We start from the raw sequence: 20808 nt of genomic DNA, 5'->3' as shown, positions 1-20808 counted from the left end.
CAAGGGCTTTTGATTTTTAGCGGCGTTGGACCATGTGGCGATGACCCAACGAAAAAGGCCGCGCTTTGGGGCGCGGCCTTTGAATGCTGTTCCGAAAACCGATCAGGTGTTCAGCGTTTCCGTCGAGGAAAAGAACATCGCTTGCGATACGGCCGATACAACCTGATCGACGGTGTATGGCTTGGAGATCAGGAACGCGGGTTCCGGTTTGTCACCTGTCAGCAGACGTTCGGGGAACGCAGTGATAAAAATGACCGGACGGTGCCCGAGATCGGCCAGCAGATCATTCACCGCATCAATACCCGAGGAGTTATCCGCAAGCTGGATGTCCGCAAGGATCAGGTCAGGCACATCGGCCTTGCCCAATTTCACGGCTTCATCACGGGTGCGGGCGATGCCGGTGACCCGGTGGCCCATGTCGGCAACGATGGATTCAATGTCCATCGCAATGATCGCCTCGTCTTCGATGATCATCACCGAACCTGTGACACTGTCGGCCATTTCACGGCGGGCGATCTGCACCAGCTGGCTGGCTTCTTCTTCTTCGACGTTGATGATCATACCGACCTCGGCAAAAGAAAACCCTTCGATGGTGTGCAGCAGCAATGCTTCGCGGCTGTGGTTGGTCAGCTTTGCCAGATGCTTTTGCGCGCGGGCACGTGCGCCGCTTTCGCCTTCCTCAATGGGGGCACCGGCGCTGGCCCAAATGCTGTACAATACTTTGAAAATTCCGGTCCGCACATCCATGCCGTCCAGCACAGAGCGATCAACCAGAATTGCCTCGAGGGCTGCGGCCGCAAATGCATCGCCGCTGGTTTGACTACCGGTCAGCGCGCGGGCATAGCGGCGCAGATATGGCAGGCATTGACTTAACGCATCGCTGACACTGGTGGTTTCTTTGGCGTCCGTCATTTATCGTTGTCCTTTTAAAATATTTATGGAACCAAACCCCGCGGGTATGTGTTTAGTTCCATATCGTGTGCAAGAAATCTTAAGTAAAGTCAGGAAAATTGTTGATGCAGCTGGGCAAAAACGATGACAACGAGCGTTTTATCGACGAAAATCTTCGCCGTGTCTATGAAGAGACTGTCGAGGAAGGCATACCTGACAAGTTCAAGGATTTGCTGAAAAAGCTGAAAGAGCAGGAAGAAAGCTCCGGGCAGCCAGCTACTGGAAAGTCCGAATGAGCAGGTCAGACCCACGCGATGAGCTGGTAGAACACCTGCCAGCCATGCGCGCTTTTGCCATCAGCTTGACGCGAAATTCTGCGATTGCGGATGATATGGTGCAAGATACGGTCGTAAAAGCCTGGACCAACATCGACAAATTCGAGGTCGGGACCAACATGCGGGCCTGGCTGTTCACGATCCTGCGCAACACCTATTATTCGTCACGTCGCAAGGCCAACCGCGAAGTTGCGGATGTTGATGGTGTCTTTACCGAAAGTTTGGCTGAAAAGCCGGCACATGACGGCCACATGCAAATGACGGATTTCCGCAAGGCATTGAACGAACTGGCAGTCGAACAACGCGAAGCACTGCTTTTGGTTGGGGCGTCCGGTTTTTCCTATGAGGAAGCCGCCGAGATGTGTGGCGTTGCCGTGGGGACAATCAAAAGCCGCACGAACCGCGCACGTGCAAAAATCGCCGAGCTTATGGGCCTTCGGGATGATGAGAGCCTCGAGATGACAGATGACGCGACGATGTCGGTTATCTCGTCTTCCAAAGTTTCGTCCTTTTAACGATGACCTCAGGTTTTCTTGGTGCTGACGTCTTTCGGGGGCTGACCTTTCGGGTTTTGCTGTTTCTGTCTTTGGCGTTGCTGCCGATCGGGTTGATCTCGGTGGTGCAGACCCGCGAGATCGCCGATCAGAACATGGTAAATGCCGAACTGTCTTTGCTTGCTATTACAGAGCAGGCGTCGTCGACCGAAAGCAGTCTGATCCAGGAAGCCTTTGGTGCTGCAGATGCGCTGGCGGCTGTCGTTAACCTAATCAAGGCCGATAGTTTCTCGTGCAGCTCGTTTTTACGTGAATATCAGGAATCCTCCAATCTTTATACGATTGTCAGCTTTGTCGCTGCTGACGGGAAGATGGAGTGCGTTTCGTCGAGTGCATCGGCGGACCTGAGCGAAAACGTGATTTTCAAAAGGCTGCTGCATAATAAGAAACGTGCGGCAAACTTGTCGTTGACCCCCCCTTTCAGCAAAGAACCCGTGCTTATCGTCAGCGTGCCGTTAAATGTCGAAGATCAATTGCTGGGCTTTGTAAATATGTCGATCCCAGAACGTGTCTTTCGTCAGGTTCTAGAGCCGGACCTGGAAATCCGGCCCACCGCGATGGTGACTTTCAACGCTGATGGCGACATCCTGACCACAGAAAATGATCGCGCTTTTGCAGAAAAAGAGCTCCCGTCCTTTCAAGAGCTTAAGTGGTATACTGGCCAATCGGGCCGGGTGATCCGTGACACCAATGGCGCAGGCGATGACCGGGTTTATGCGATCCTTCCCATTGTTCCGGGTGTTGTTTATGCCATGAGCGTCTGGCCGCCTGATTCCCTTTTTCTGAAGGCCGGTGCCGCTTCCCGGTTGAACCTGTTGCTGCCGGTTGTGATGTGGATCGCAAGCTTGGTTGTGGCGTTTTGGGCGCTGAACCGACTGGCGATTAAACACATTCGCAAACTTGGCCGGCAGATGCGGCATTTCGCTTTGAACAGAACGCTGCCACGCACCGCCCTGAGCGGCGTTGTTCCCACCGAAATTGTGGACATGGAAGAAGCATTCCTCGGGATGGCGGAATCGATCCTGCGGGACGAAGCCAAATTGGAAGACAACCTGCGCCAAAAGAACATCCTTTTGAAAGAAGTGCATCATCGGGTCAAAAATAACCTGCAACTGATTTCGTCGATCATGAACATGCAGATCCGGCAGGCAAAAACGCCCGACGCCAAGCGCGTCTTGCAGCGGCTTCAGGACCGTATCCTCAGCCTCGCGACTGTCCACAAAAGCCTGTATCAAAACGACAACCTGACGCGTGTCGATGGCGGCGTGTTGATGCATGAAATTGTGAACCAGTTGCTGAGCGTCGGCCTGCCCAGCGGGTCGGGCATCAAAGTCAGGCAGAATTACGAAGCGATCCAGCTTGACCCCGATGATGCGGCACCTTTGACGCTGCTGGTGTCGGAGGCCGTTACAAACGCGCTAAAATACGTGTCCGTGGATCAGGTCGAAAAAGGGTCGATCGAGGTTAGCTTGAAATACACTGGCCCAGAAATGGCTTTGCTGACGGTCAAAAACTCGACCGGTCATGGTGAAGTCGAAGAAGGTACCGGACTTGGGTCACGGCTGATCAATGCGTTTTCGCGCCAGTTGAACGGGCAGTTCCAAGTGCTGGAAGAAGCCGACAGCTATACCTTGACCGTCGAATTCCCAGTGCCGCAGAAATCCAAGATCGTTTACGATTACTAACGGGCATCTGCGCTCTGAAACGCGCTCTCGGAATTGTTACATATATAACTATTTCTATACGTCAGCCTCTGCTCAAGAGCCAAAAGAACTTGACCGACAGTTTTGGAATTATCATGCGAAACGCCTTGAAATAAAGGCGATATTCCGTGTCGGCCGCGCCCAACCATAATGTCGCGAGCCATATTTCGGCGAATTTTCAGCTGTGCGTTCACGAAAATGGGACCGAAACCCGATTTTCGATATGGAACCATAAGCTGTGACGCCCGTTGAGGCCCCGAGACCTGAAACACGAATTTTGAAAGGAGGCAGCTGTGACAGTAGACTTGTTCATCGGATCCTTGATGATCCTGACCTTGGCTGTCATCGCCATCATTTCCTTGACGACCCGCAGACGCGGCGACCAACGCAAGAACAGATGGTCGGGTTTCCGATCGGATGATGACGACAACAACAACATGACGGGTACGTAGGCAGGCCCGGATCGCCTGTTTTCAGAAGCTGGGCGGCGTGCAGGCGCTGACAACTACGCAGACCGTATCGCCGATATTCCGGAAACGATGTGGCAGCCGGCTATCAAAAAGATAGCCGTCACCTGCGCCAAGCACCTCGATCATGCCATCGACAGTCACTTCGACCTCGCCCGAAATCACGACGCCGGCCTCTTCTCCCTCGTGCACGATCCATTCAGGCCCGGTATCTGCGCCGGGTTGATAGGTTTCGTGCAGAACCTGCAAACTGTGCTGCTCCGCATTGCCAAGCTGGCGAAGGGAAACCTGACCCTCGCTTGAAGGCGAAACTTCGACAAATTCATTCTTGCGGTAAAAGGCCTTCGGGGTCTCCTGATCCTCGAGAGTGGCGAAAAACTCTGCCATGCTGATCGGGATCGCATCGAGCAAACTTTTCAGCGACGCGACAGACGGGCTGGTTTTGTTCTTTTCAATCAACGAGATTGTGCCGTTAGTTAGGCCAGCCAAACTGGCAAGCTCCCGTTGTGAAAGCCCGCGCTCCTCGCGAATCGTTCTTAGCCTTTGACCGATGTTCATGTCTGGCCCCTGAATTTTTCTTTCCTGACCTCTAACCTGTATCTGCGTGCGATCACAGGCGAATTTTAGCCGCGCCTCGACTCTACCCATCTGGGCAAACCAAACTTCATTGACAATTAAATTAAACGCAATAAGAGGATTTTAAACGCAACACCTGCGTCCTACAAAAGGAATTGTATATGTCCAGCACAGTCAAAAAGCAGTCCCGCAAAGGCGCTGCACAGAAATCGGCCAAAAGCACGGTGGTCCCAGATATGCTCCAAGCGAACGTGACAGTTGAAACAAATGCGCAGTTGATTGCCCGCCGCGAACTGGCTGTGCCACGTGGTGTTGCCTCTGCCGCGCCGATATATGCAAAATACGCCGAGAACGCAGAGCTTTGGGATGTTGAAGGCAACCGCTATATCGATTTCGTTGGCGGTATTGGTGTGCTGAACACAGGCCACCGTCACCCAAAGGTGATCGCGGCAGCAAAAGCCCAAGAAGACCAGTACACCCACACCAGCTTTCAGGTTGTGCCTTACGGCCCTTATATCGAGCTGGCCGAGAAACTGAACGCGCTGGCCCCCGGTGATATGCCGAAAAAGACGCTGCTGGTCACCACAGGTGCCGAAGCGGTTGAAAACGCTGTTAAAATTGCACGCGCTGCAACGGGTCGCCCCGGTGTGATCGCCTTTTCCGGCGGATATCACGGTCGCACGCTGCTGACGCTGGGCCTGACTGGCAAAGTGTCGCCCTACAAAAAAGACGTGGGTCCTTTCCCGTCCGACATCTTCCGCGCGCCTTTCCCGTCCCAGCGTGACGGTATCACCGTGCAGGATGCGATTACCGGCCTGAAAAACCTGTTCCTGACAGATGCGCAGCCCGAACGTGTTGCTGCCATCATCATCGAACCCGTACTTGGCGAGGGTGGCTATACCCCCGTCCCATTCGACATGATGCGCCAACTGCGCGACATCTGCGACGAACATGGCATCCTGTTGATCGCTGACGAAGTACAGGCCGGTTTCGGCCGCACAGGTACGTGGTTCGCAATCGAACATTCCGGCGTTGTGCCTGACCTGATCACCGTGGCGAAATCCATGGCGGGCGGCTATCCTCTGGCGGGCGTGATTGGCCGTGCCGATGTGATGGATGCAATGGCCCCGGGCGGCTTGGGCGGCACCTATGGCGGCAACCCTGTTGCTTGCGCCGCAGCCTTGGCAGCCATCGCCGCGATCGAGGAAGAAGGCCTGCTGGCGCGATCAGCGTCGATGGGTGATCACCTCAAGGCGCGCTTTGCCGAGATCGGCGCACGCTCCGCACCGTTCCGCATGTGGGATATCCGCGGTTTGGGTGCTATGGTTGCAGTCGAATTCGTGACGGATTTTGAAACAGCAGCGCCTGACGGCGGCTTTACCAAACGTGTCATCGCCCATGCGATGAAGCGCGGCCTGTTGCTGCTTAGCTGTGGCATGCATGGCAATGCCATCCGTGTGATGGTGCCCCTGACGGCGTCGGATGAAATCATCGAAGAAGGCCTGGCCATATTCGAAGAGTCTGTTCAGGCTGCAATGGCTGAATAAGCCGGGATCACCCGAATTGAGAAAGGCGCGCCGGGAAACCAGCGCGCCTTTTGCGTTTGTGGACGTTTTCTTTCAAAGAAAACGGTCCGGAATTTTGAAAAATTCCGGCGTCTGCGTTAATCGAAGGGCACAAAGCTCGAAGCCTGCGCGCGGCTCCAGCGGGTTTTGTTGCCCTTGTAGTCCTGTGCCTTGCCATCAAGCAGATACCCTTCGGGAAGGTAGCCATAGACCTCGTCGCCTTGCACCATGCTTTTGTCGCCTTGGCGCAGCATCATATGGCGGGGGAGAAACTCACTCGGGTTTTCCAGCCCCGCAGCGCCTGTCATTTCACCCAACGCTTTCAGGGTATTGCGATGAAACCGGGCAACGCGTTCGCTTTTGTGGCCGACATCCAACGCGCGTTGGCGGGTGGGGTCTTGTGTTGCGACACCAACGGGGCAATGGTTCGTGTGACATGCCTGCGCCTGAATACAGCCGATCGCAAACATGAAACCGCGCGCGGAATTGCACCAGTCTGCCCCCAAGGCCAAGGCCCGCGCGATGTCAAAGGCCGATACGACCTTGCCCGCCGCGCCCAGCTTGACCTGATCGCGAATGCCGGCACCCCGAAGCGTGTTGTGCACAAAGGTAAGCCCCTCGACCATCGGCATACCGACATGGTTGGCAAACTCAAGCGGTGCAGCCCCGGTGCCGCCTTCGGTGCCGTCGACCACGATGAAATCAGGGACAATGCCGGTTTCCAGCATCGCTTTTACCATACACATGAATTCACGCTGGTGGCCGATGCACAGCTTGAACCCCACCGGTTTGCCGCCCGACAAGTCCCGCAGTTGACCCAGGAAATCCATCATCTCGATCGGCGTTGTAAATGCCGAATGCGCCGCAGGGGACACGCAATCCTGCCCCATCGGCACGCCGCGCGCCTCTGCGATTTCCTTGCTGATCTTCGAGGCTGGCAACATGCCGCCATGCCCCGGCTTTGCGCCTTGGCTTAGTTTAACCTCGATCATCTTGATCTGATCGCTACTGGCTTGATCCCTGAACTTTTCGGGGTCGAATTGCCCGTCATCGGTGCGGCAGCCGAAATAGCCCGAACCGACCTCATAGATCAGATCACCCCCGCCGGAGCGATGATAACGGCTGACCCCGCCTTCGCCTGTGTCATGCGCAAAACCGCCCATCTTGGCACCTTTGTTCAGGGCGCTGATGGCGTTTGCGGAAAGCGATCCAAAGCTCATCGCGGAGATATTGTAGATCGACGCATCGTAGGGCTGTTTGCAATCCTTGTTCCCGATACGGACGCGAAAATCAGTGTTTTCAATATGGACGGGCTGGACAGAGTGGGTCACCCAGGAATAGCCCGCATCATAGACCCGCATCCGGGTCCCGAAGGGCCGGGCGTCCTCTTGACCCTTGGCGCGTTGATAGACCAACGACCTGTCGTCGCGGCTAAAGGGTTCTTCATCCTGATCGGATTCAATCAGGTATTGTCTGATTTCCGGGCGAATCCCCTCAAAGAAGAACCGCATGTGGCCGAGCACCGGATAGTTGCGAAGGATGGAATGTTTTTCCTGAATGACGTCGTAGACGCCCATCGCCGACAGGACCCCGAACAGGACAAGCGGCACGATGAACCAGAGCGACCAGGTGATCAAAAGGATAAGCGACAGCAAGGCTAAAAGCAGCACCCCCGCGAACGTACCAAAGCGGGCGAGGGAAGAGATTCTTTTCATATTTGCTCCTGCGGATGGGCATTTGATGGGCATTCGGTAAGGTTGATACAGCCTATAGCATAAAAACTTGAGAATTCACGAACGGATCATCTTTTACCCCGTCAGATATGAAATCCGGTCGTTTGATTTTTTCAACGTCTGGAAATTATCGGGGTTTAGTGGGTGAAAATAATTTTCCTATATGTTTTTAAAAACAATTGGTTAGTCCGTATTGATCCGGAGCGACTGGAAGGTGTGGGTATTAAATCCAACGCATACGCGCGATTGTGCAAAATGCGCAGCAAGCGGGCCGGTAAAGGTTCAGTTGCTGTCATGCAGCGCAAAACAACCCTTTTTGCGGGATAAATTTGCTTGTTTTACGCCTGAATATCTGCGCTCATTCGAGGTATTATTGAAACCCCGCGCACAATGACGGGGGTTCTGAGAAAAAGTTGGGAGACTTAAAATGACGATTTTCAAGTCCATCGCTATCGCTTCCGCACTGCTTGCGGGTACAGCTGTGACAGCACAGGAAAAATTCATCACCATCGGTACAGGCGGCCAAACGGGCGTCTACTTTGTTGTGGGTCAGTCGATCTGCCGCTTGGTTAACCGTGACAGCGCCACAACCGGTCTGAAGTGCACGGCACCTTCGACAGGCGGGTCCATCGCCAACATCAACGCGATCAAGGCCGGCGACATGGACATGGGCGTTGCCCAGTCCGATTGGCAGTTCCACGCCTATAACGGTTCCTCGCAGTTCGAAGGCGACAAGTTCGACAAAGAGCGTGCGGTTTTCTCTGTACACTCCGAACCGTTCACCGTGATTGCACGTGCCGATGCAGGCATCGAAAGCTTTGACGACCTTAAGGGCAAGCGCGTGAACGTGGGCAACCCCGGTTCCGGTCAGCTGGCCACGATGGAGGTCGTTCTGGCCGCCAAGGGTTGGACAATGGATGACTTTGCATTGGCATCCGAGCTGAAGCCAGCCGAGCAAGCCGCCGCACTGGGCGACAACAAGGTTGATGCAATCGTCTACACCGTTGGCCACCCGAACGGGTCGATCCAGGAAGCCGTTTCCACAGTGGATGCCAAGCTGGTTCCAGTCCAGGGCGAAGCAATCGACAAGCTGGTCGCTGACAACCCGTTCTACGCCTATGCGTCGATCCCGGGTGGCATGTACAAAGGTACAGACAGCGACGTGAAAACCTTTGGTGTGAAAGCAACCTTCGTGACGTCTTCTGATGTTGCCGACGATGTTGTGTACGAAGTTGTAAAAGCTGTTTTCGACAACTTTGACCGCTTCAAGAAGCTGCACCCCGCGTTTGAGAACCTCAAGGAAGAAGAGATGATCACGGATGGTCTGTCCGCCCCTCTGCATGACGGTGCTGTGAAGTACTACAAAGAGCGTGGCTGGATGGAGTAATCCACCCCTCTAAAATAACCGGAAGCGGGCGCGCCCCGCTTCCGGCCCTGCGTTACCGACGATCTACCCAAAGATAATAAAAGTGCACCTGTCCTAAGACGGGGCCGCCAAGGGGACGTAACATGTCAAACAACGATCAACAGCAAGCCGCCGCCGTCGAAGCCGAAGCCGCAGGCCGAGGTGGCCTGAGCCAAACGGAACTGGATGAGCTGGTTGCTTCCTCTGATACCGGTGGCCGTTCTGCGACAGGGGGCGTTGGTGTTTTCCTTGCCATGACCGCCCTTGCATGGTCGCTGTTCCAGCTTTGGATCGCGTCACCTGTTCCCTTTATTGTGGGTTGGGGTGTTTTCAACGACACCGAAACCCGTTCGATCCACCTTGCCTTTGCTATTTTCCTGGGGATCGCCGCATTCCCTGCCGCCCGCACCAAAGTGCAACTGGGCCTTGGCGTCGCGGTTCCCATTATTCTGGCCTATCTGTTCATGGTCGGTGCCAAAGATGGCGTTTCGACATGGTGGATTCCGCTGGTTGCCATTGCTGTTGTCGCCACTGTTGTTCTGGGATCCCCCAAAGACCGCATACCGGTTTGGGAATGGATCTTGGCCGTCGTCGGGGCTGCTTCTGCCCTGTATCTATTCGTCTATTACCGTGAAATCTCGGGCCGCGTCGGTGCGCCAAACATGCAAGACACCGTTGTTTTCGTCATCGGCATCATGATCCTGCTCGAGGCGACCCGTCGCGCGCTTGGGCCTGCCTTGATGATCGTTGCGTCCGTGTTTCTGATCTACAACGTGCTTGGTCCGGTCATGCCCGACATCATCGCACACAAGGGCAACAGCCTGTCCGAGATCGTGAACCACCAGTGGATCACCACCGAAGGTGTGTTCGGTATCGCGCTTGGTGTCTCAACCTCGTTTGTTTTCCTGTTCGTTCTGTTCGGCGCATTGCTGGATAAAGCTGGCGCGGGCAATTACTTCATTCAGGTGGCGTTCAGCCTGATGGGTCACATGAAGGGCGGGCCTGCGAAGGCTGCCGTTGTTTCTTCGGCCATGACGGGCCTCATCTCGGGGTCCTCCATCGCGAACGTGGTGACCACGGGTACATTTACGATTCCGTTGATGAAGAAGGTCGGGTTCAGCTCTGAAAAGGCGGGCGCGGTCGAGGTTGCCTCGTCTGTGAACGGCCAGATCATGCCACCCGTTATGGGCGCGGCCGCGTTCCTGATGGTTGAATATGTCGGTATCCCCTATTTCGACGTGGTCAAACACGCGTTTCTGCCAGCGGTGATTTCCTACATCGCGCTGGTGTATATCGTGCATCTTGAGGCCCTGAAGGCCGGTATGGTCGGCCTTGAACGCCCCTATACCCCCAAACCCATCATCCAACGCCTGCTGGTTTCCGCGTTTATCGTGGCTTGCATCTGTGCGCTCAGCTTTGCCGTTTACTATGGTATGGGCTGGTTGCGCCCCGCATTCCCCAACAGCGCGGGCTACATCATCTTCGGGGTGCTGACAGCCGTTTACGCTGCCCTGCTCTATATCGGTTCAAAAGAAGAGCCGCTCAAGCTGGACGACCCGAACGCGCCTGTCACACGTTTGCCAATGCCTGGCCCAACGGTCCGGTCCGGTTTGCACTTTATCCTGCCGATCGTTGTGCTGGTCTGGGCGCTGATGGTTGACCGCTTGTCGCCCGGTTTGTCGGCCTTTTGGGCGACGACCTATATGGTGTTCATCCTTGTTACCCAGCGTCCGCTGATGGCGATTTTCCGCGGCGAAAGCAAATTCGCCAATGATGTGGTCGAAGGGTTGAAAGACCTGATCGACGGCTTGGTCGTCGGTGCGCGCAACATGATCGGTATCGGTATCGCCACGGCGACGGCGGGTATCATCGTGGGCGTGGTCAGCCAGACCGGTGTTGGTTCAGCGCTTGCCGATGTGGTCGAGGTTCTGTCGGGCGGCAATATCCTTGCAATCCTGTTCCTGACCGCAATCTTGTCGCTGATCCTTGGCATGGGTCTGCCGACCACAGCGAACTATATCGTTGTGTCCGCGTTGCTTGCCCCCGTCATCGTAACACTGGGCCAGCAGAACGGACTGATCGTGCCGCTGATCGCTGTGCACCTGTTCGTGTTCTACTTTGGCATCATGGCCGATGTGACGCCGCCTGTGGGTCTGGCCAGCTTTGCCGCTGCCGCTGTATCCGGTGGTGATCCGATCAAGACCGGTGTGGTCGCGTTCTTCTATTCGCTGCGCACCGCCGCCTTGCCGTTCCTGTTCATCTTCAACACCGAACTGCTGCTGATCAACGTGACCATGTTCCAAGGCATATTCGTCTTCATTGTCGCGACCTTTGCAATGCTGCTGTTCGCGGCGGCGACCCAAGGTTGGTTCCTGGCGAAAAACCGTTTCTACGAAACGATTGCCCTGCTGCTGATCGCCTTTACGCTGTTCCGTCCGGGGTTCTGGATGGACATGGTCTTCCCACCCTATCTTGAGGAAGCCCCGGCCGAGATCGTGCAGGCCGCAGCCGATACACCTATTGGCCAAGACTTGCGCCTGCGCGTGTCCGGCGTTGGTGATCTGGGCGATCCGATCGAATTCGTGGCGCTGCTGCCGATCGGTGCGGGCACCACGGGCGAGGAAAAGCTGGAAGCTGCCGGTATCGTGACGCGCATGGATGGCGACAAGATGATCATTGATGATGTGCTGTACAATTCACCGGCGTCGACCGCCGGTCTGGACTGGGATCAAGAGGTGCTGCGCGTGCTCAAGCCTGTGCCAACACCAAGCAAATACTGGATGTTTATCCCTGCGCTTTTGTTGCTTGCGCTGGTTGTCTTGCTGCAACGGGGCCGCAACGCGCGCGGCTCCCGCAAGACCGCAGCAGTTTAAGCAAAAAAACCGATGTGCAAGTTACGCATAGAAGCCATGCACAGGGCGCTGAGGGCACCAGCATGTCACCTGTTTAATATCCTGAACAGACGGGATATGGACGGTTCAACTTGGGCTTCTGGCGGGGATGTTTTCCGCCAGACCAGCCCCTTTGGACGGAGTGACCAGTTATGACACCTTTCGCAATTGCCGGCGTGCAAATGTACGTGAACGCCTTGGAATCCAACGTCGCGGGTATGATCCACCGGCTTGATATCCTGATGGCGCGTTTTCCGTGGACACAGATGGTTCTGTTTTCGGAACTGGCCCCTTTTGGCCCGTTGGACCGCTTTGCCCTGCCGCAGGAAAATGAAACGCTTGAGCTGTTTCAAGCTGCGGCGCGCAAGCATCGGGTCTGGCTGATTCCGGGGTCTATGTTCTTGAAAAACCCCGAAGACGGCCGCGTTTACAACACCGCCGTGGTGATCAACCCCGAAGGCGAGATCATCCGCCGTTATGCCAAGATGTTTCCGTTCCGGCCTTACGAATCCGGCATCGCTGCGGGCACAGAATTCTGCGTATTCGACGTGCCGGAAGTGGGCCGTTTCGGCCTGTCGATCTGTTATGACATGTGGTTCCCCGAAACCACGCGCCAACTGACCAGCCAGGGCGTCGAAGTTTTGCTGACACCTGTGTTGACCGGCACAACCGACCGCGATGCCGAACTGGCCATCGCGCGTGCCACGGCGGCGCAGTTCCAGTGCTATGTTTTCGCCGTGAACGGTTTGGGCGCAGGCGGCGTTGGCAAATCTCTGGTTGTTGATCCCACATCCATGGTTCTGCACCAGTCCGCTGGCCAGGAAGACATGTTCCCGATCGAGGTCGACCTGTCGATGGTCCGTCGTCAGCGTGAAACCGGCATGAAGGGTCTGGGTCAGGTTCTGAAATCCTTCCGCGACCGTTCGACCGATTTTTCGGTTTATGATCGCAGCAGCGGAACGGATGCCTATCTGAACACGCTCGGCCCGCTTGAGGTGCCCCATCAGGGGACCCGCGCAGGTCTGCATGTTGATGTGCCCGCGCAACGGATCCCCGATGCGCCTGTTTTCAAGGGCCAAGAAACCCAGCCCGGTTTCGCGTCGGTTCAGCCTGAATTTGCACCCGAACCCTTGCCGAACCCAACTGCCGGAACAGCGACCGTTCCGGTCGACGTCCACGCTCATGCTCATGCGGTTGCCCCCGCAGAGACACCCATTCCACCCGTAAAGCCGGGCATTCATGCTGGCAGCGGAGAAACATCCAGCGGCTAAGCTGAGGCATTTCGACCCGACCATTCTTTGGTCGGGTCATAGCATGCAGCAGCCAAACGCCCATAGCGGAGTACGATTGATGCATTCTATGAACGACTATTCGTCGGCTATACAGTTACGATCAGACCGGTGGAGCGCCTTGCGCGAATCCAGCATGGCCCTGACCCGTGGCCCAAGCAAAGAAGAGACCGAAAGGCTGCGGAGCAAATGCCAGGCTCTGTTCGCGTCGCTTGCGCTGATTGAACCTTATTGGGCGTTTCCGGGCATGCCCGCGTTCGAGCATCTGCAACGGATGCTGAACCACAACAGCTTTGAAGATCTGTCATTTGCCGTCAACCGCATCACCCGCGCGTTGACCACAGGGGCCTATCGCCGCCGGTCGATTCCGCTGGAGCGCGACAGCATTGACCACGACGAACATGATGACGAAGCGATGCTCTCTCCCGAGGCGCGCGCCCTGACCAAGCCGTATTTCGAAGTGTTGATCGTTGATGATGTGAACGACCAGCAGGAACGCTGGCTGAAATCCAACGTCAGCCGCATGCGCCGGTCGGAAGACCCGTTTCATTACGAGGCCGTGGTCGTTAAATCCATCGAAGACGCGCTGATCGCAGTCCTGTTCAACCACAATATTCAAGCCATTGTCGTGCGTCCCGGATTGACGCTGAAATCCAAAAACGACGAGTCGATTTTGACGCGGTATCTGGCCCGTGCAGGCGGTCAGGAAGAGATCGACAAGTTGCAGCCGGAAAACTACGGCCCCGAGCTGTGCCGGATGATCGCCAAAGTGCGCCCCGAGCTTGATGCCTATCTGGTGACCGAACGGTCGGTCGAAGATATCGCCGGTCTTGATCTGGGGATCTGCCGTCGGGTTTTCTATAATCAGGAAGACTTTATGGAACTGCACCTGAATATTCTGCGCGGTGTTCAGGCACGTAACAAATCGCCGTTCTTTACGGCGCTTGTCGAATATTCCAAACAGCCAACCGGTGTTTTCCACGCCATGCCGATCAGCCGCGGCAAGTCGATCACCCGGTCGCACTGGATTCAGGACATGGGTGCGTTCTACGGCCCGAACATCTTTCTTGCCGAAACCTCTGCCACCTCGGGGGGGCTGGACAGCTTGCTGGAACCGCACGGCCCCATCAAGGAAGCGCAGGAACTGGCATCGCGGGCTTTCGGGTCCAAGCAGACGTTCTTTGCCACCAACGGCACGTCGACCTGCAACAAGATTGTCGTTCAGGCGCTGGTACGTCCCGGTGATATCGTGCTGGTCGACCGCGATTGCCACAAGTCACACCATTACGGCATGGTGCTGGCCGGTGCGCAGGTCTGTTACCTTGATAGCTATCCGCTGAACGAATATTCCATGTATGGCGCTGTGCCCCTGCGCGAGATCAAGCACCAGTTGCTGGCGCTGAAAGCGGCGGGCAAGCTGGATCAGGTGCGCATGCTGCTGCTGACCAACTGTACCTTTGACGGCCTGGTGTATAACGTCGAACGCGTCATGGAAGAATGTCTGGCGATCAAGCCCGACCTGATCTTCCTGTGGGACGAAGCGTGGTTTGCCTTTGCCCGGTTCAACCCGACCTATCGCCAGCGCACCGGCATGAACGCCGCCAACACCCTGCGCGAAAAGTTCAAATCCGCCAAGCACGCCGAAGCCTACGAAAAACAACAGGCCGAGCTGAAAGACGCGGATGACGAGACGCTGATGAACACGCGCCTGATCCCGCCGCCAAAGTCGCGGGTGCGGGTCTATACCACGCAATCGACCCATAAAACGCTGACATCTTTGCGCCAAGGGTCGATGATCCACGTCAACGATCAGGATTTCAAGGGCGAGGTCGAACAGTCGTTCCACGAAGCCTATATGACCCACACGTCTACATCGCCGAACTACCAGATCATCGCGTCACTGGATGTGGGCCGGCGTCAGGTGGAATTGGAAGGGTTCGAATTCGTCCAGCGCCAGATCGAAGCGGCGCTTTCGATGCGGCGTGCCATTGCCGACCATCCGCTGCTGTCGAAATACTTCAAGGTGCTGACCGCAGGTGACATGATCCCCGAAGAATATCGCGAAAGCGGGGTGACCAGTTATTACGATCAGGAACAGGGCTGGACCGACATGTGGGACTGCTGGGAGAAAGACCAGTTCGTTCTGGACGCCAGCCGTGTGACCTTGCTGGTTGGCGGGACAGGCTGGGACGGCGACACGTTCAAGACCGATATCCTGATGGATAAATACGGCATCCAGATCAACAAGACATCGCGCAACACCGTGTTGTTCATGACCAACATCGGCACGACTCGGTCCAGCGTTGCCTATCTGATCGAGGTTTTGGTCGAGATCGCCAAATCGCTGGATGATCTACTGGATGACGCCAGCAAGATGGAGCGCCGGTCATTCGACAATCGCGTGGCGAACCTGATGGAAAACTATCCGCCGCTGCCTGATTTCAGTCGTTTTCATGATGCGTTCCGTACCGATAGCGTGACGTCGGAAGGGGATATTCGCACCGCCTTCTTCCTCGCTTATGAGGAAAAGAACACGGATTATCTGGATCTTGACGGCACCCTGCGCGAGGCGATGGATGCGGGTAAAACCGTGGTGTCGGCCAGCTTTATCATCCCCTATCCTCCCGGCTTTCCGATCCTTGTCCCCGGGCAGGTCGTCAGCCAGGAAATCCTGTCGTTCATGCGTGCCTTGGATGTCAGCGAAATACACGGCTACCGCCCCGATCTGGGGCTACGCGTCTTTACCGAAGCAGCGCTGAAACGCGTGCGGAAGAAAAATCTTTCGTCTTCACCTGAATAAGAAAAGGACCCAAACCTATGACCACGACTGTTCTCAAGAATATCTCGGAAATCCGCCGGTTCTTTCACCGAAACGAAGACCCGATCTATTTCATTTCGGCGACCAATTTTAACCTGTTGGGTCTCGATGAATGGGTGAAGAACTTTAAATATATCTGCTACATCGACTGCTACGGCGGCAAGCACCCGAACGTGTTCTGCCCGTCCGAACAGCCCCATGCCGAATTCCAAAGCATCGAAGACATCAACAACTATCTGTTGCAGCACAAAGAAGTCATCGACTTTATCAAGCGCCGCGGTGGCAAGCCCAAGTTCGTGTTCCTGATGTTCGATGAAGAAACCGAGCGTCTGTCGAAAGAGCTGGGTGCCGAAGTCTGGTTCCCCAAGGCCAAGCTGCGCACCAAGATGGACAACAAGATCGAAACCGTCCGCATCGGCAACAAGGCGGGCGTGCCGTCGGTGCCAAACGTGCTGGCCGAGGTTAAGGATTACGAAGACCTCAAGAAAACCTGTGAGAAAGCGGGTATCGGTCACGATCTGGTGCTGCAATCGGCCTTTGGCGACAGTGGCCACACCACGTTCTTCATCAAATCCGAGGCCGACTTCCGCCGTCACGAATCCGAGATCGTCGGCGAGGGCGAGATCAAGATCATGAAGCGCATCGATTGCCGTGGTTCCGCGATCGAGGCCTGTGCCACCAAAGAAGGCACGATCGTTGGCCCGTTGATGACCGAACTTGTTGGTTTCAAAGACCTCACACCCTATCGGGGTGGCTGGTGTGGTAACGAAATCCTGCCGACCGCCTTCCCACCGAAAGTGCGCCAGAAGGCCCGTGAACTGACGTTTAAATTCGGTGAACAGCTGCGCAAGGAAGGCTACCGTGGTTATTTCGAGCTCGATTTCCTGATCGACAAAAAGACCGGCGATCTTTGGTTGGGCGAATTGAACCCGCGCATCACCGGCGCGTCCTCCATGACCAACCACGCGGCTTTCGCCCATGCCGATGCCCCTCTGTTCCTGTTCCACCTGCTTGAATTCTCGAAAAAGAAATTCAATCTGGACACAACAGAGCTGAACAACCGTTGGGCCGATCCTGCGATGATCGATGGCTGGTCGCAGATGGTGATCAAGCACACCGATGACAGCGTCGATATCTGTAGCGATGCGCCTGAAACCGGCATCTACAAGATGCTTGAAGACGGTCGTGTGGTGTTTGACCGGTTTGACTATCACCGTCGTGCGGTTGAATCCGAAAACGAAGCGTTCTTTTTGCGCATCCTCCAGCCCGGCGATTACCGCTATGAAGGGGCCGATATTGGCATCCTTGTGACCCGTGGCCGGTCGATGACCAAATCATTCCAGTTGAATGAACGCGCGAAAAAGTGGATTCACGGCATCAAGCAGTCGGTTCACGGCCGTCCTTTGCCAGTGGCAGAGGCAGGTCCGGCGTTTTCAGACCCGGCTTTTAAAATCCTCTAAGGTTCGAGAGGCCAGCACATGCTTTGGCGTGCGATATCAGAAGAAACGCCCGGTCCCAAATGGGCCGGGCTTTTCGCCGAATATTGGCCTCACTACCGTAAATGGTGGCTGAAGGAGGGTGAATCCGTGCGCCCGACCTATGCCGAATGCGTGCGTGCGCTGAAAAAGCACATGCCCGAGATGATCCCGCTCTACGAAGAACTGTGCGAACAAGCAGGCGGCGGCGATCTGGCAGCGCGGTTCCTAAGCTTCTACTGCCCGCCCCCTTACCTTTCGGGGTGCAGTCAGGCGGTTTGGGGCGGCAGGGAACCCGTGCTGGTGCGCAATTATGATTATAACACCAACGCCTTTGACAGTCTGGTTTTGCACACGGGGTGGCAAGGCCGCAAAGCCATGGGCACGTCGGACGGGCTGTTCGGGTTGGTGGACGGCGTGAATGACGCGGGCCTGTCGATTTCGTTAACCTTTGGCGGCAGGCGGGTTGTGGGTGTCGGATTTGGCGTGCCGCTGATTCTGCGCTATGTTCTGCAAACGTGCGAAAACACCGAACAGGCGGGCGAAGTATTGGCCCGCGTCCCAACCCACATGAGCTATAACGTCACTGTGCTGGACCGCAAACGCAAGTATCTGACCGCGTTTATGGCCCCCGACCGCGAGACAATCATCACCAATGCCGCCGTGGCCACCAACCATCAAGAAACCGTTGAATGGATCAGCCACGCGCGTTTCACTGCGACGGTTGAACGCGAACGCTATTTGTTGCAACGGCTGCGCTTTCATCGCGACCCCGAAGAAAAATTCATCGGCACGTTCCTAAAGCCGCCCCTGTATTCCCATGCCTTTAACGCCGGGTTTGGAACGCTTTATACTGCTGTGTACCGGCCCCGCAAACGTCAGATGGAACTGCGTTGGCCCGGCACTGTCTGGTCCCAAACCATCGACACTTTCGAAGAAGGGTCGCGTAACGTTCTGCTGCCCGGTGCTGCCTGACCCTTTCACCCTAGGAGCCTGCCCATGTCCCATATTTTTCCCCGTCATACCCGCAACCTCCCGCCGGTCGCTGTCAGCGGCAAAGGGTGCTATTTAACCGATGCCAGTGGCAAACAATATCTGGATGCATCTGGGGGGGCGGCAGTGTCGTGTCTTGGTCATGGCGACGTCGAGGTGATCGACGCGATCAAGGCGCAGTTGGACAGTCTGGCCTATGCACACACGGGTTTTTTCACGTCTGAACCTGCCGAAACCCTTGCCGATCTGCTGATCAAACACGCCCCCGGTGATCTGGACCGCGTCTATCTGGTGTCCGGCGGGTCAGAGGCGGTCGAGGCCGCGCTCAAGCTGGCGCGCCAGTATCACGTGGAACGCGGCGAGCCGGAACGGGGCCGCATCATCGCCCGCAAGCAAAGCTATCACGGCAATACGATCGGGGCGCTGTCGGCAGGGGGCAATGAATGGCGTCGCGCGCAATTCGCGCCGCTGCTGCTGGACATCAGCCACATTGACCCGTGCTATGAATACCGCCTGAAGCGTGACGGTGAAACGCCCGAAGAATACGGCATTCGCGCCGCGAACCTGCTTGAGGAAGAATTGCTGCGCGTCGGGCCTGAGACCGTCATGGCCTTTATCGCGGAACCTGTGGTGGGGGCGACCTCTGGCGCGTTGACCGCTGCACCGGGGTATTTCAAACGCATCCGCGAGATTTGCGATCAATACGGTGTTTTGCTGATCCTTGACGAGGTCATGTGCGGCATGGGGCGCACCGGCGCGCTGTTTGCCTGCACTCAAGAGGGTGTTTCCCCCGATATCCTGTGTATCGCCAAGGGTTTGGGCGGCGGGTATCAACCCATCGGTGCCATGCTGTGTACCGCACATATCTATAAAACCATCCAGGACGGCACAGGGTTCTTCCAGCACGGGCATACCTATATCGGTCACCCTACGGCGGCGGCTGCCGGGGTTGCTGTTGTCTCTGCCGTGCTGGGCCGCGATCTGCTGTCCAATGTGCAGCGGCAGGGCGACACATTGCGCAATGCGTTGACCGCTGCCTTTGGGCAGCACCCGAATGTTGGTGATATCCGGGGGCGTGGCCTGTTTATGGGGGTTGAAATGGTCGCCGACCGAGAGACAAAAGCCCCCTTTGATCCGTCCCGTGGTATCGCCGCCAAGATCAAGAAACATGGCTTCGAGAATGGCCTGATCTGCTATCCGATGTCCGGAACAATTGATGGCAAAACCGGAGATCACGTGCTGCTGGCCCCGCCTTTTATCATCACCGACGCGCAGATCGACGAATTGGTTGAAAAGCTGGGTAAAAGCATCACCCAAGCGCTGGCCTGACCGTCAGGTCAGGGTTTTTGCGGTTGAGAAAACCGCCCGTAAAAATGGTGAAACGATGCAACCCTATGACTAAATCGTGTGAGGTTTCGGATATTATACCCCTGAAAGGCACTGTATAAGCCCAGCATGAAAGACGCCCTTGATCATGAAACATCCATGCCGTTGTCAGATATTATTGTCTGTCCGAAATGCGATGCCGTGTATCATCTGAAAATTCCGAAAATGGGCGAAAAGGCAATTTGTCAGCAATGTCATACGGTTCTGATCGCCCCACGGCACAAGGCCGGGCTAAAGATCATTGCGATCTCGTTTGCGACCTTCATTCTGATTATTGGCGCGGCGTTCTTTCCGTTTCTTGATATTGATGCGGCTGGTAACAAAAATTCGGTCTCTGTGATGGATGCGGCGCTGGCATTCTCCAGCGGGCCTTTGCTGATGTTGGCCCTGGCGACCGCAGGATTGATCCTGATTGTGCCGCTGATACGTGTGGTGATCACGCTTTATGTGCTGGTGCCGATTGTGCTGGATCTGCCGCCTTCGCGATACGCGATACAGGCATTTCGCCTGTCCGAGGCGTTGCGCCCGTGGTCAATGGCAGAGATTTTCGCATTGGGTTGCGCGGTTGCGCTGGTCAAGATTGCCGATCTGGCGACGGTGGGGTTTGGCCCCGCGTTCTGGATGTTTGGCGGCTTGGTGGTTCTGGTTGTTGCCCAAGACAACTATATTTGTAGATGGTCGGTATGGAATTCGCTGGAAAACCCGAAAAAATCCTGAGCGCACGCCA

General features: G+C 55.9%; 16 protein-coding genes. 13 read left to right on the top strand and 3 right to left on the bottom strand.

Going from position 1 to position 20808, the window contains the following annotated elements; translation table 11 throughout:
• Positions 1-102: 102 nt before the first annotated feature.
• Positions 103-912 (bottom strand): response regulator, encoded by an 810-nt coding sequence (locus ACSQ13_RS16265; protein ID WP_176250384.1) that lies wholly within the window; start codon positions 910-912, stop codon positions 103-105.
• A gap of 104 nt (positions 913-1016) precedes the next feature.
• Here ACSQ13_RS16265 and ACSQ13_RS16260 point away from each other — a divergent pair, with 104 nt between their 5' ends.
• From ACSQ13_RS16260 to ACSQ13_RS16245, 4 genes are all read left to right on the top strand, one after another.
• Positions 1017-1187 (top strand): NepR family anti-sigma factor, encoded by a 171-nt coding sequence (locus tag ACSQ13_RS16260; protein ID WP_176250385.1) that lies wholly within the window; start codon positions 1017-1019, stop codon positions 1185-1187.
• The gene (locus ACSQ13_RS16255) at positions 1184-1741 is read left to right on the top strand and encodes an RNA polymerase sigma factor (protein ID WP_176250386.1); all 558 of its coding nucleotides are present in this window, start codon (positions 1184-1186) and stop codon (positions 1739-1741) included. Before ACSQ13_RS16260 ends, ACSQ13_RS16255 begins: the two co-directional genes overlap by 4 nt.
• Positions 1742-1743: 2 nt before the next feature.
• The gene (locus ACSQ13_RS16250; RefSeq protein ID WP_176250387.1) at positions 1744-3465 is read left to right on the top strand and encodes a sensor histidine kinase; all 1722 of its coding nucleotides are present in this window, start codon (positions 1744-1746) and stop codon (positions 3463-3465) included.
• A gap of 311 nt (positions 3466-3776) precedes the next feature.
• Positions 3777-3935, top strand: a complete 159-nt coding sequence (locus ACSQ13_RS16245) for a hypothetical protein (protein WP_176250388.1) — start codon at positions 3777-3779, stop codon at positions 3933-3935.
• Positions 3936-3956: 21 nt separating this feature from the next.
• On the opposite strand, the gene ACSQ13_RS16240 is transcribed toward ACSQ13_RS16245, so the two are convergent.
• Complete coding sequence (locus ACSQ13_RS16240) at positions 3957-4508, bottom strand: cupin domain-containing protein (protein ID WP_295508024.1); 552 nt, start codon at positions 4506-4508, stop codon at positions 3957-3959.
• Positions 4509-4762: 254 nt separating this feature from the next.
• Here ACSQ13_RS16240 and gabT point away from each other — a divergent pair, with 254 nt between their 5' ends.
• Complete coding sequence (gene gabT / locus ACSQ13_RS16235; RefSeq protein WP_435988255.1) at positions 4763-6073, top strand: 4-aminobutyrate--2-oxoglutarate transaminase; 1311 nt, start codon at positions 4763-4765, stop codon at positions 6071-6073.
• A 116-nt stretch (positions 6074-6189) separates the two neighbouring features.
• Here gabT and ACSQ13_RS16230 read toward each other — a convergent pair whose 3' ends face one another.
• Positions 6190-7806, bottom strand: a complete 1617-nt coding sequence (locus ACSQ13_RS16230; protein WP_295508018.1) for an FMN-binding glutamate synthase family protein — start codon at positions 7804-7806, stop codon at positions 6190-6192.
• A 445-nt stretch (positions 7807-8251) separates the two neighbouring features.
• On the opposite strand from ACSQ13_RS16230, the gene ACSQ13_RS16225 reads away from it, so the two are divergent.
• From ACSQ13_RS16225 to ACSQ13_RS16190, 8 genes are all read left to right on the top strand, one after another.
• Positions 8252-9211 (top strand): TAXI family TRAP transporter solute-binding subunit, encoded by a 960-nt coding sequence (locus tag ACSQ13_RS16225; RefSeq protein ID WP_295508015.1) that lies wholly within the window; start codon positions 8252-8254, stop codon positions 9209-9211.
• 122 nt (positions 9212-9333) lie between these two features.
• Positions 9334-12102, top strand: coding sequence for a TRAP transporter permease (locus ACSQ13_RS16220; RefSeq protein ID WP_295508008.1), 2769 nt, complete (start codon positions 9334-9336; stop codon positions 12100-12102).
• 170 nt (positions 12103-12272) lie between these two features.
• Positions 12273-13391, top strand: coding sequence for a carbon-nitrogen hydrolase family protein (locus ACSQ13_RS16215; protein WP_176250393.1), 1119 nt, complete (start codon positions 12273-12275; stop codon positions 13389-13391).
• A gap of 79 nt (positions 13392-13470) precedes the next feature.
• Positions 13471-16209 (top strand): aminotransferase class I/II-fold pyridoxal phosphate-dependent enzyme, encoded by a 2739-nt coding sequence (locus ACSQ13_RS16210; RefSeq protein WP_176250394.1) that lies wholly within the window; start codon positions 13471-13473, stop codon positions 16207-16209.
• A gap of 17 nt (positions 16210-16226) precedes the next feature.
• Positions 16227-17687 (top strand): biotin carboxylase, encoded by a 1461-nt coding sequence (locus ACSQ13_RS16205; RefSeq protein WP_435988125.1) that lies wholly within the window; start codon positions 16227-16229, stop codon positions 17685-17687.
• An 18-nt stretch (positions 17688-17705) separates the two neighbouring features.
• Positions 17706-18677 carry a C45 family autoproteolytic acyltransferase/hydolase gene (locus ACSQ13_RS16200; RefSeq protein WP_295508006.1) on the top strand — a complete coding sequence of 324 codons (972 nt, stop codon included), beginning with the start codon at positions 17706-17708 and terminating at the stop codon, positions 18675-18677.
• Positions 18678-18701: 24 nt separating this feature from the next.
• The gene (locus tag ACSQ13_RS16195) at positions 18702-20024 is read left to right on the top strand and encodes an aspartate aminotransferase family protein (RefSeq protein ID WP_176250397.1); all 1323 of its coding nucleotides are present in this window, start codon (positions 18702-18704) and stop codon (positions 20022-20024) included.
• Positions 20025-20150: 126 nt separating this feature from the next.
• Positions 20151-20798 carry a paraquat-inducible protein A gene (locus ACSQ13_RS16190; protein ID WP_176250398.1) on the top strand — a complete coding sequence of 216 codons (648 nt, stop codon included), beginning with the start codon at positions 20151-20153 and terminating at the stop codon, positions 20796-20798.
• Positions 20799-20808 lie beyond the last annotated feature (10 nt).

This window comes from Sulfitobacter sp. SH22 (assembly GCF_965641905.1).
Taxonomy (GTDB): domain Bacteria; phylum Pseudomonadota; class Alphaproteobacteria; order Rhodobacterales; family Rhodobacteraceae; genus Sulfitobacter.
This window is presented reverse-complemented; position numbering and strand designations above follow the sequence as displayed.

Coding starts and splice junctions, on each gene's coding strand:
- ACSQ13_RS16195 (WP_176250397.1), top strand. CDS start 18,702: ATGTCCCATATTTTTCCCCGTCATACCCGCAACCTCCCGCCGGTCGCT.
- ACSQ13_RS16255 (WP_176250386.1), top strand. CDS start 1,184: ATGAGCAGGTCAGACCCACGCGATGAGCTGGTAGAACACCTGCCAGCC.
- ACSQ13_RS16205 (WP_435988125.1), top strand. CDS start 16,227: ATGACCACGACTGTTCTCAAGAATATCTCGGAAATCCGCCGGTTCTTT.
- ACSQ13_RS16260 (WP_176250385.1), top strand. CDS start 1,017: ATGCAGCTGGGCAAAAACGATGACAACGAGCGTTTTATCGACGAAAAT.
- ACSQ13_RS16230 (WP_295508018.1), bottom strand. CDS start 7,806: ATGAAAAGAATCTCTTCCCTCGCCCGCTTTGGTACGTTCGCGGGGGTG.
- ACSQ13_RS16215 (WP_176250393.1), top strand. CDS start 12,273: ATGACACCTTTCGCAATTGCCGGCGTGCAAATGTACGTGAACGCCTTG.
- ACSQ13_RS16200 (WP_295508006.1), top strand. CDS start 17,706: ATGCTTTGGCGTGCGATATCAGAAGAAACGCCCGGTCCCAAATGGGCC.
- ACSQ13_RS16265 (WP_176250384.1), bottom strand. CDS start 912: ATGACGGACGCCAAAGAAACCACCAGTGTCAGCGATGCGTTAAGTCAA.
- ACSQ13_RS16190 (WP_176250398.1), top strand. CDS start 20,151: ATGAAAGACGCCCTTGATCATGAAACATCCATGCCGTTGTCAGATATT.
- ACSQ13_RS16210 (WP_176250394.1), top strand. CDS start 13,471: ATGCATTCTATGAACGACTATTCGTCGGCTATACAGTTACGATCAGAC.
- ACSQ13_RS16225 (WP_295508015.1), top strand. CDS start 8,252: ATGACGATTTTCAAGTCCATCGCTATCGCTTCCGCACTGCTTGCGGGT.
- ACSQ13_RS16250 (WP_176250387.1), top strand. CDS start 1,744: ATGACCTCAGGTTTTCTTGGTGCTGACGTCTTTCGGGGGCTGACCTTT.
- ACSQ13_RS16220 (WP_295508008.1), top strand. CDS start 9,334: ATGTCAAACAACGATCAACAGCAAGCCGCCGCCGTCGAAGCCGAAGCC.
- ACSQ13_RS16240 (WP_295508024.1), bottom strand. CDS start 4,508: ATGAACATCGGTCAAAGGCTAAGAACGATTCGCGAGGAGCGCGGGCTT.
- gabT (WP_435988255.1), top strand. CDS start 4,763: ATGCTCCAAGCGAACGTGACAGTTGAAACAAATGCGCAGTTGATTGCC.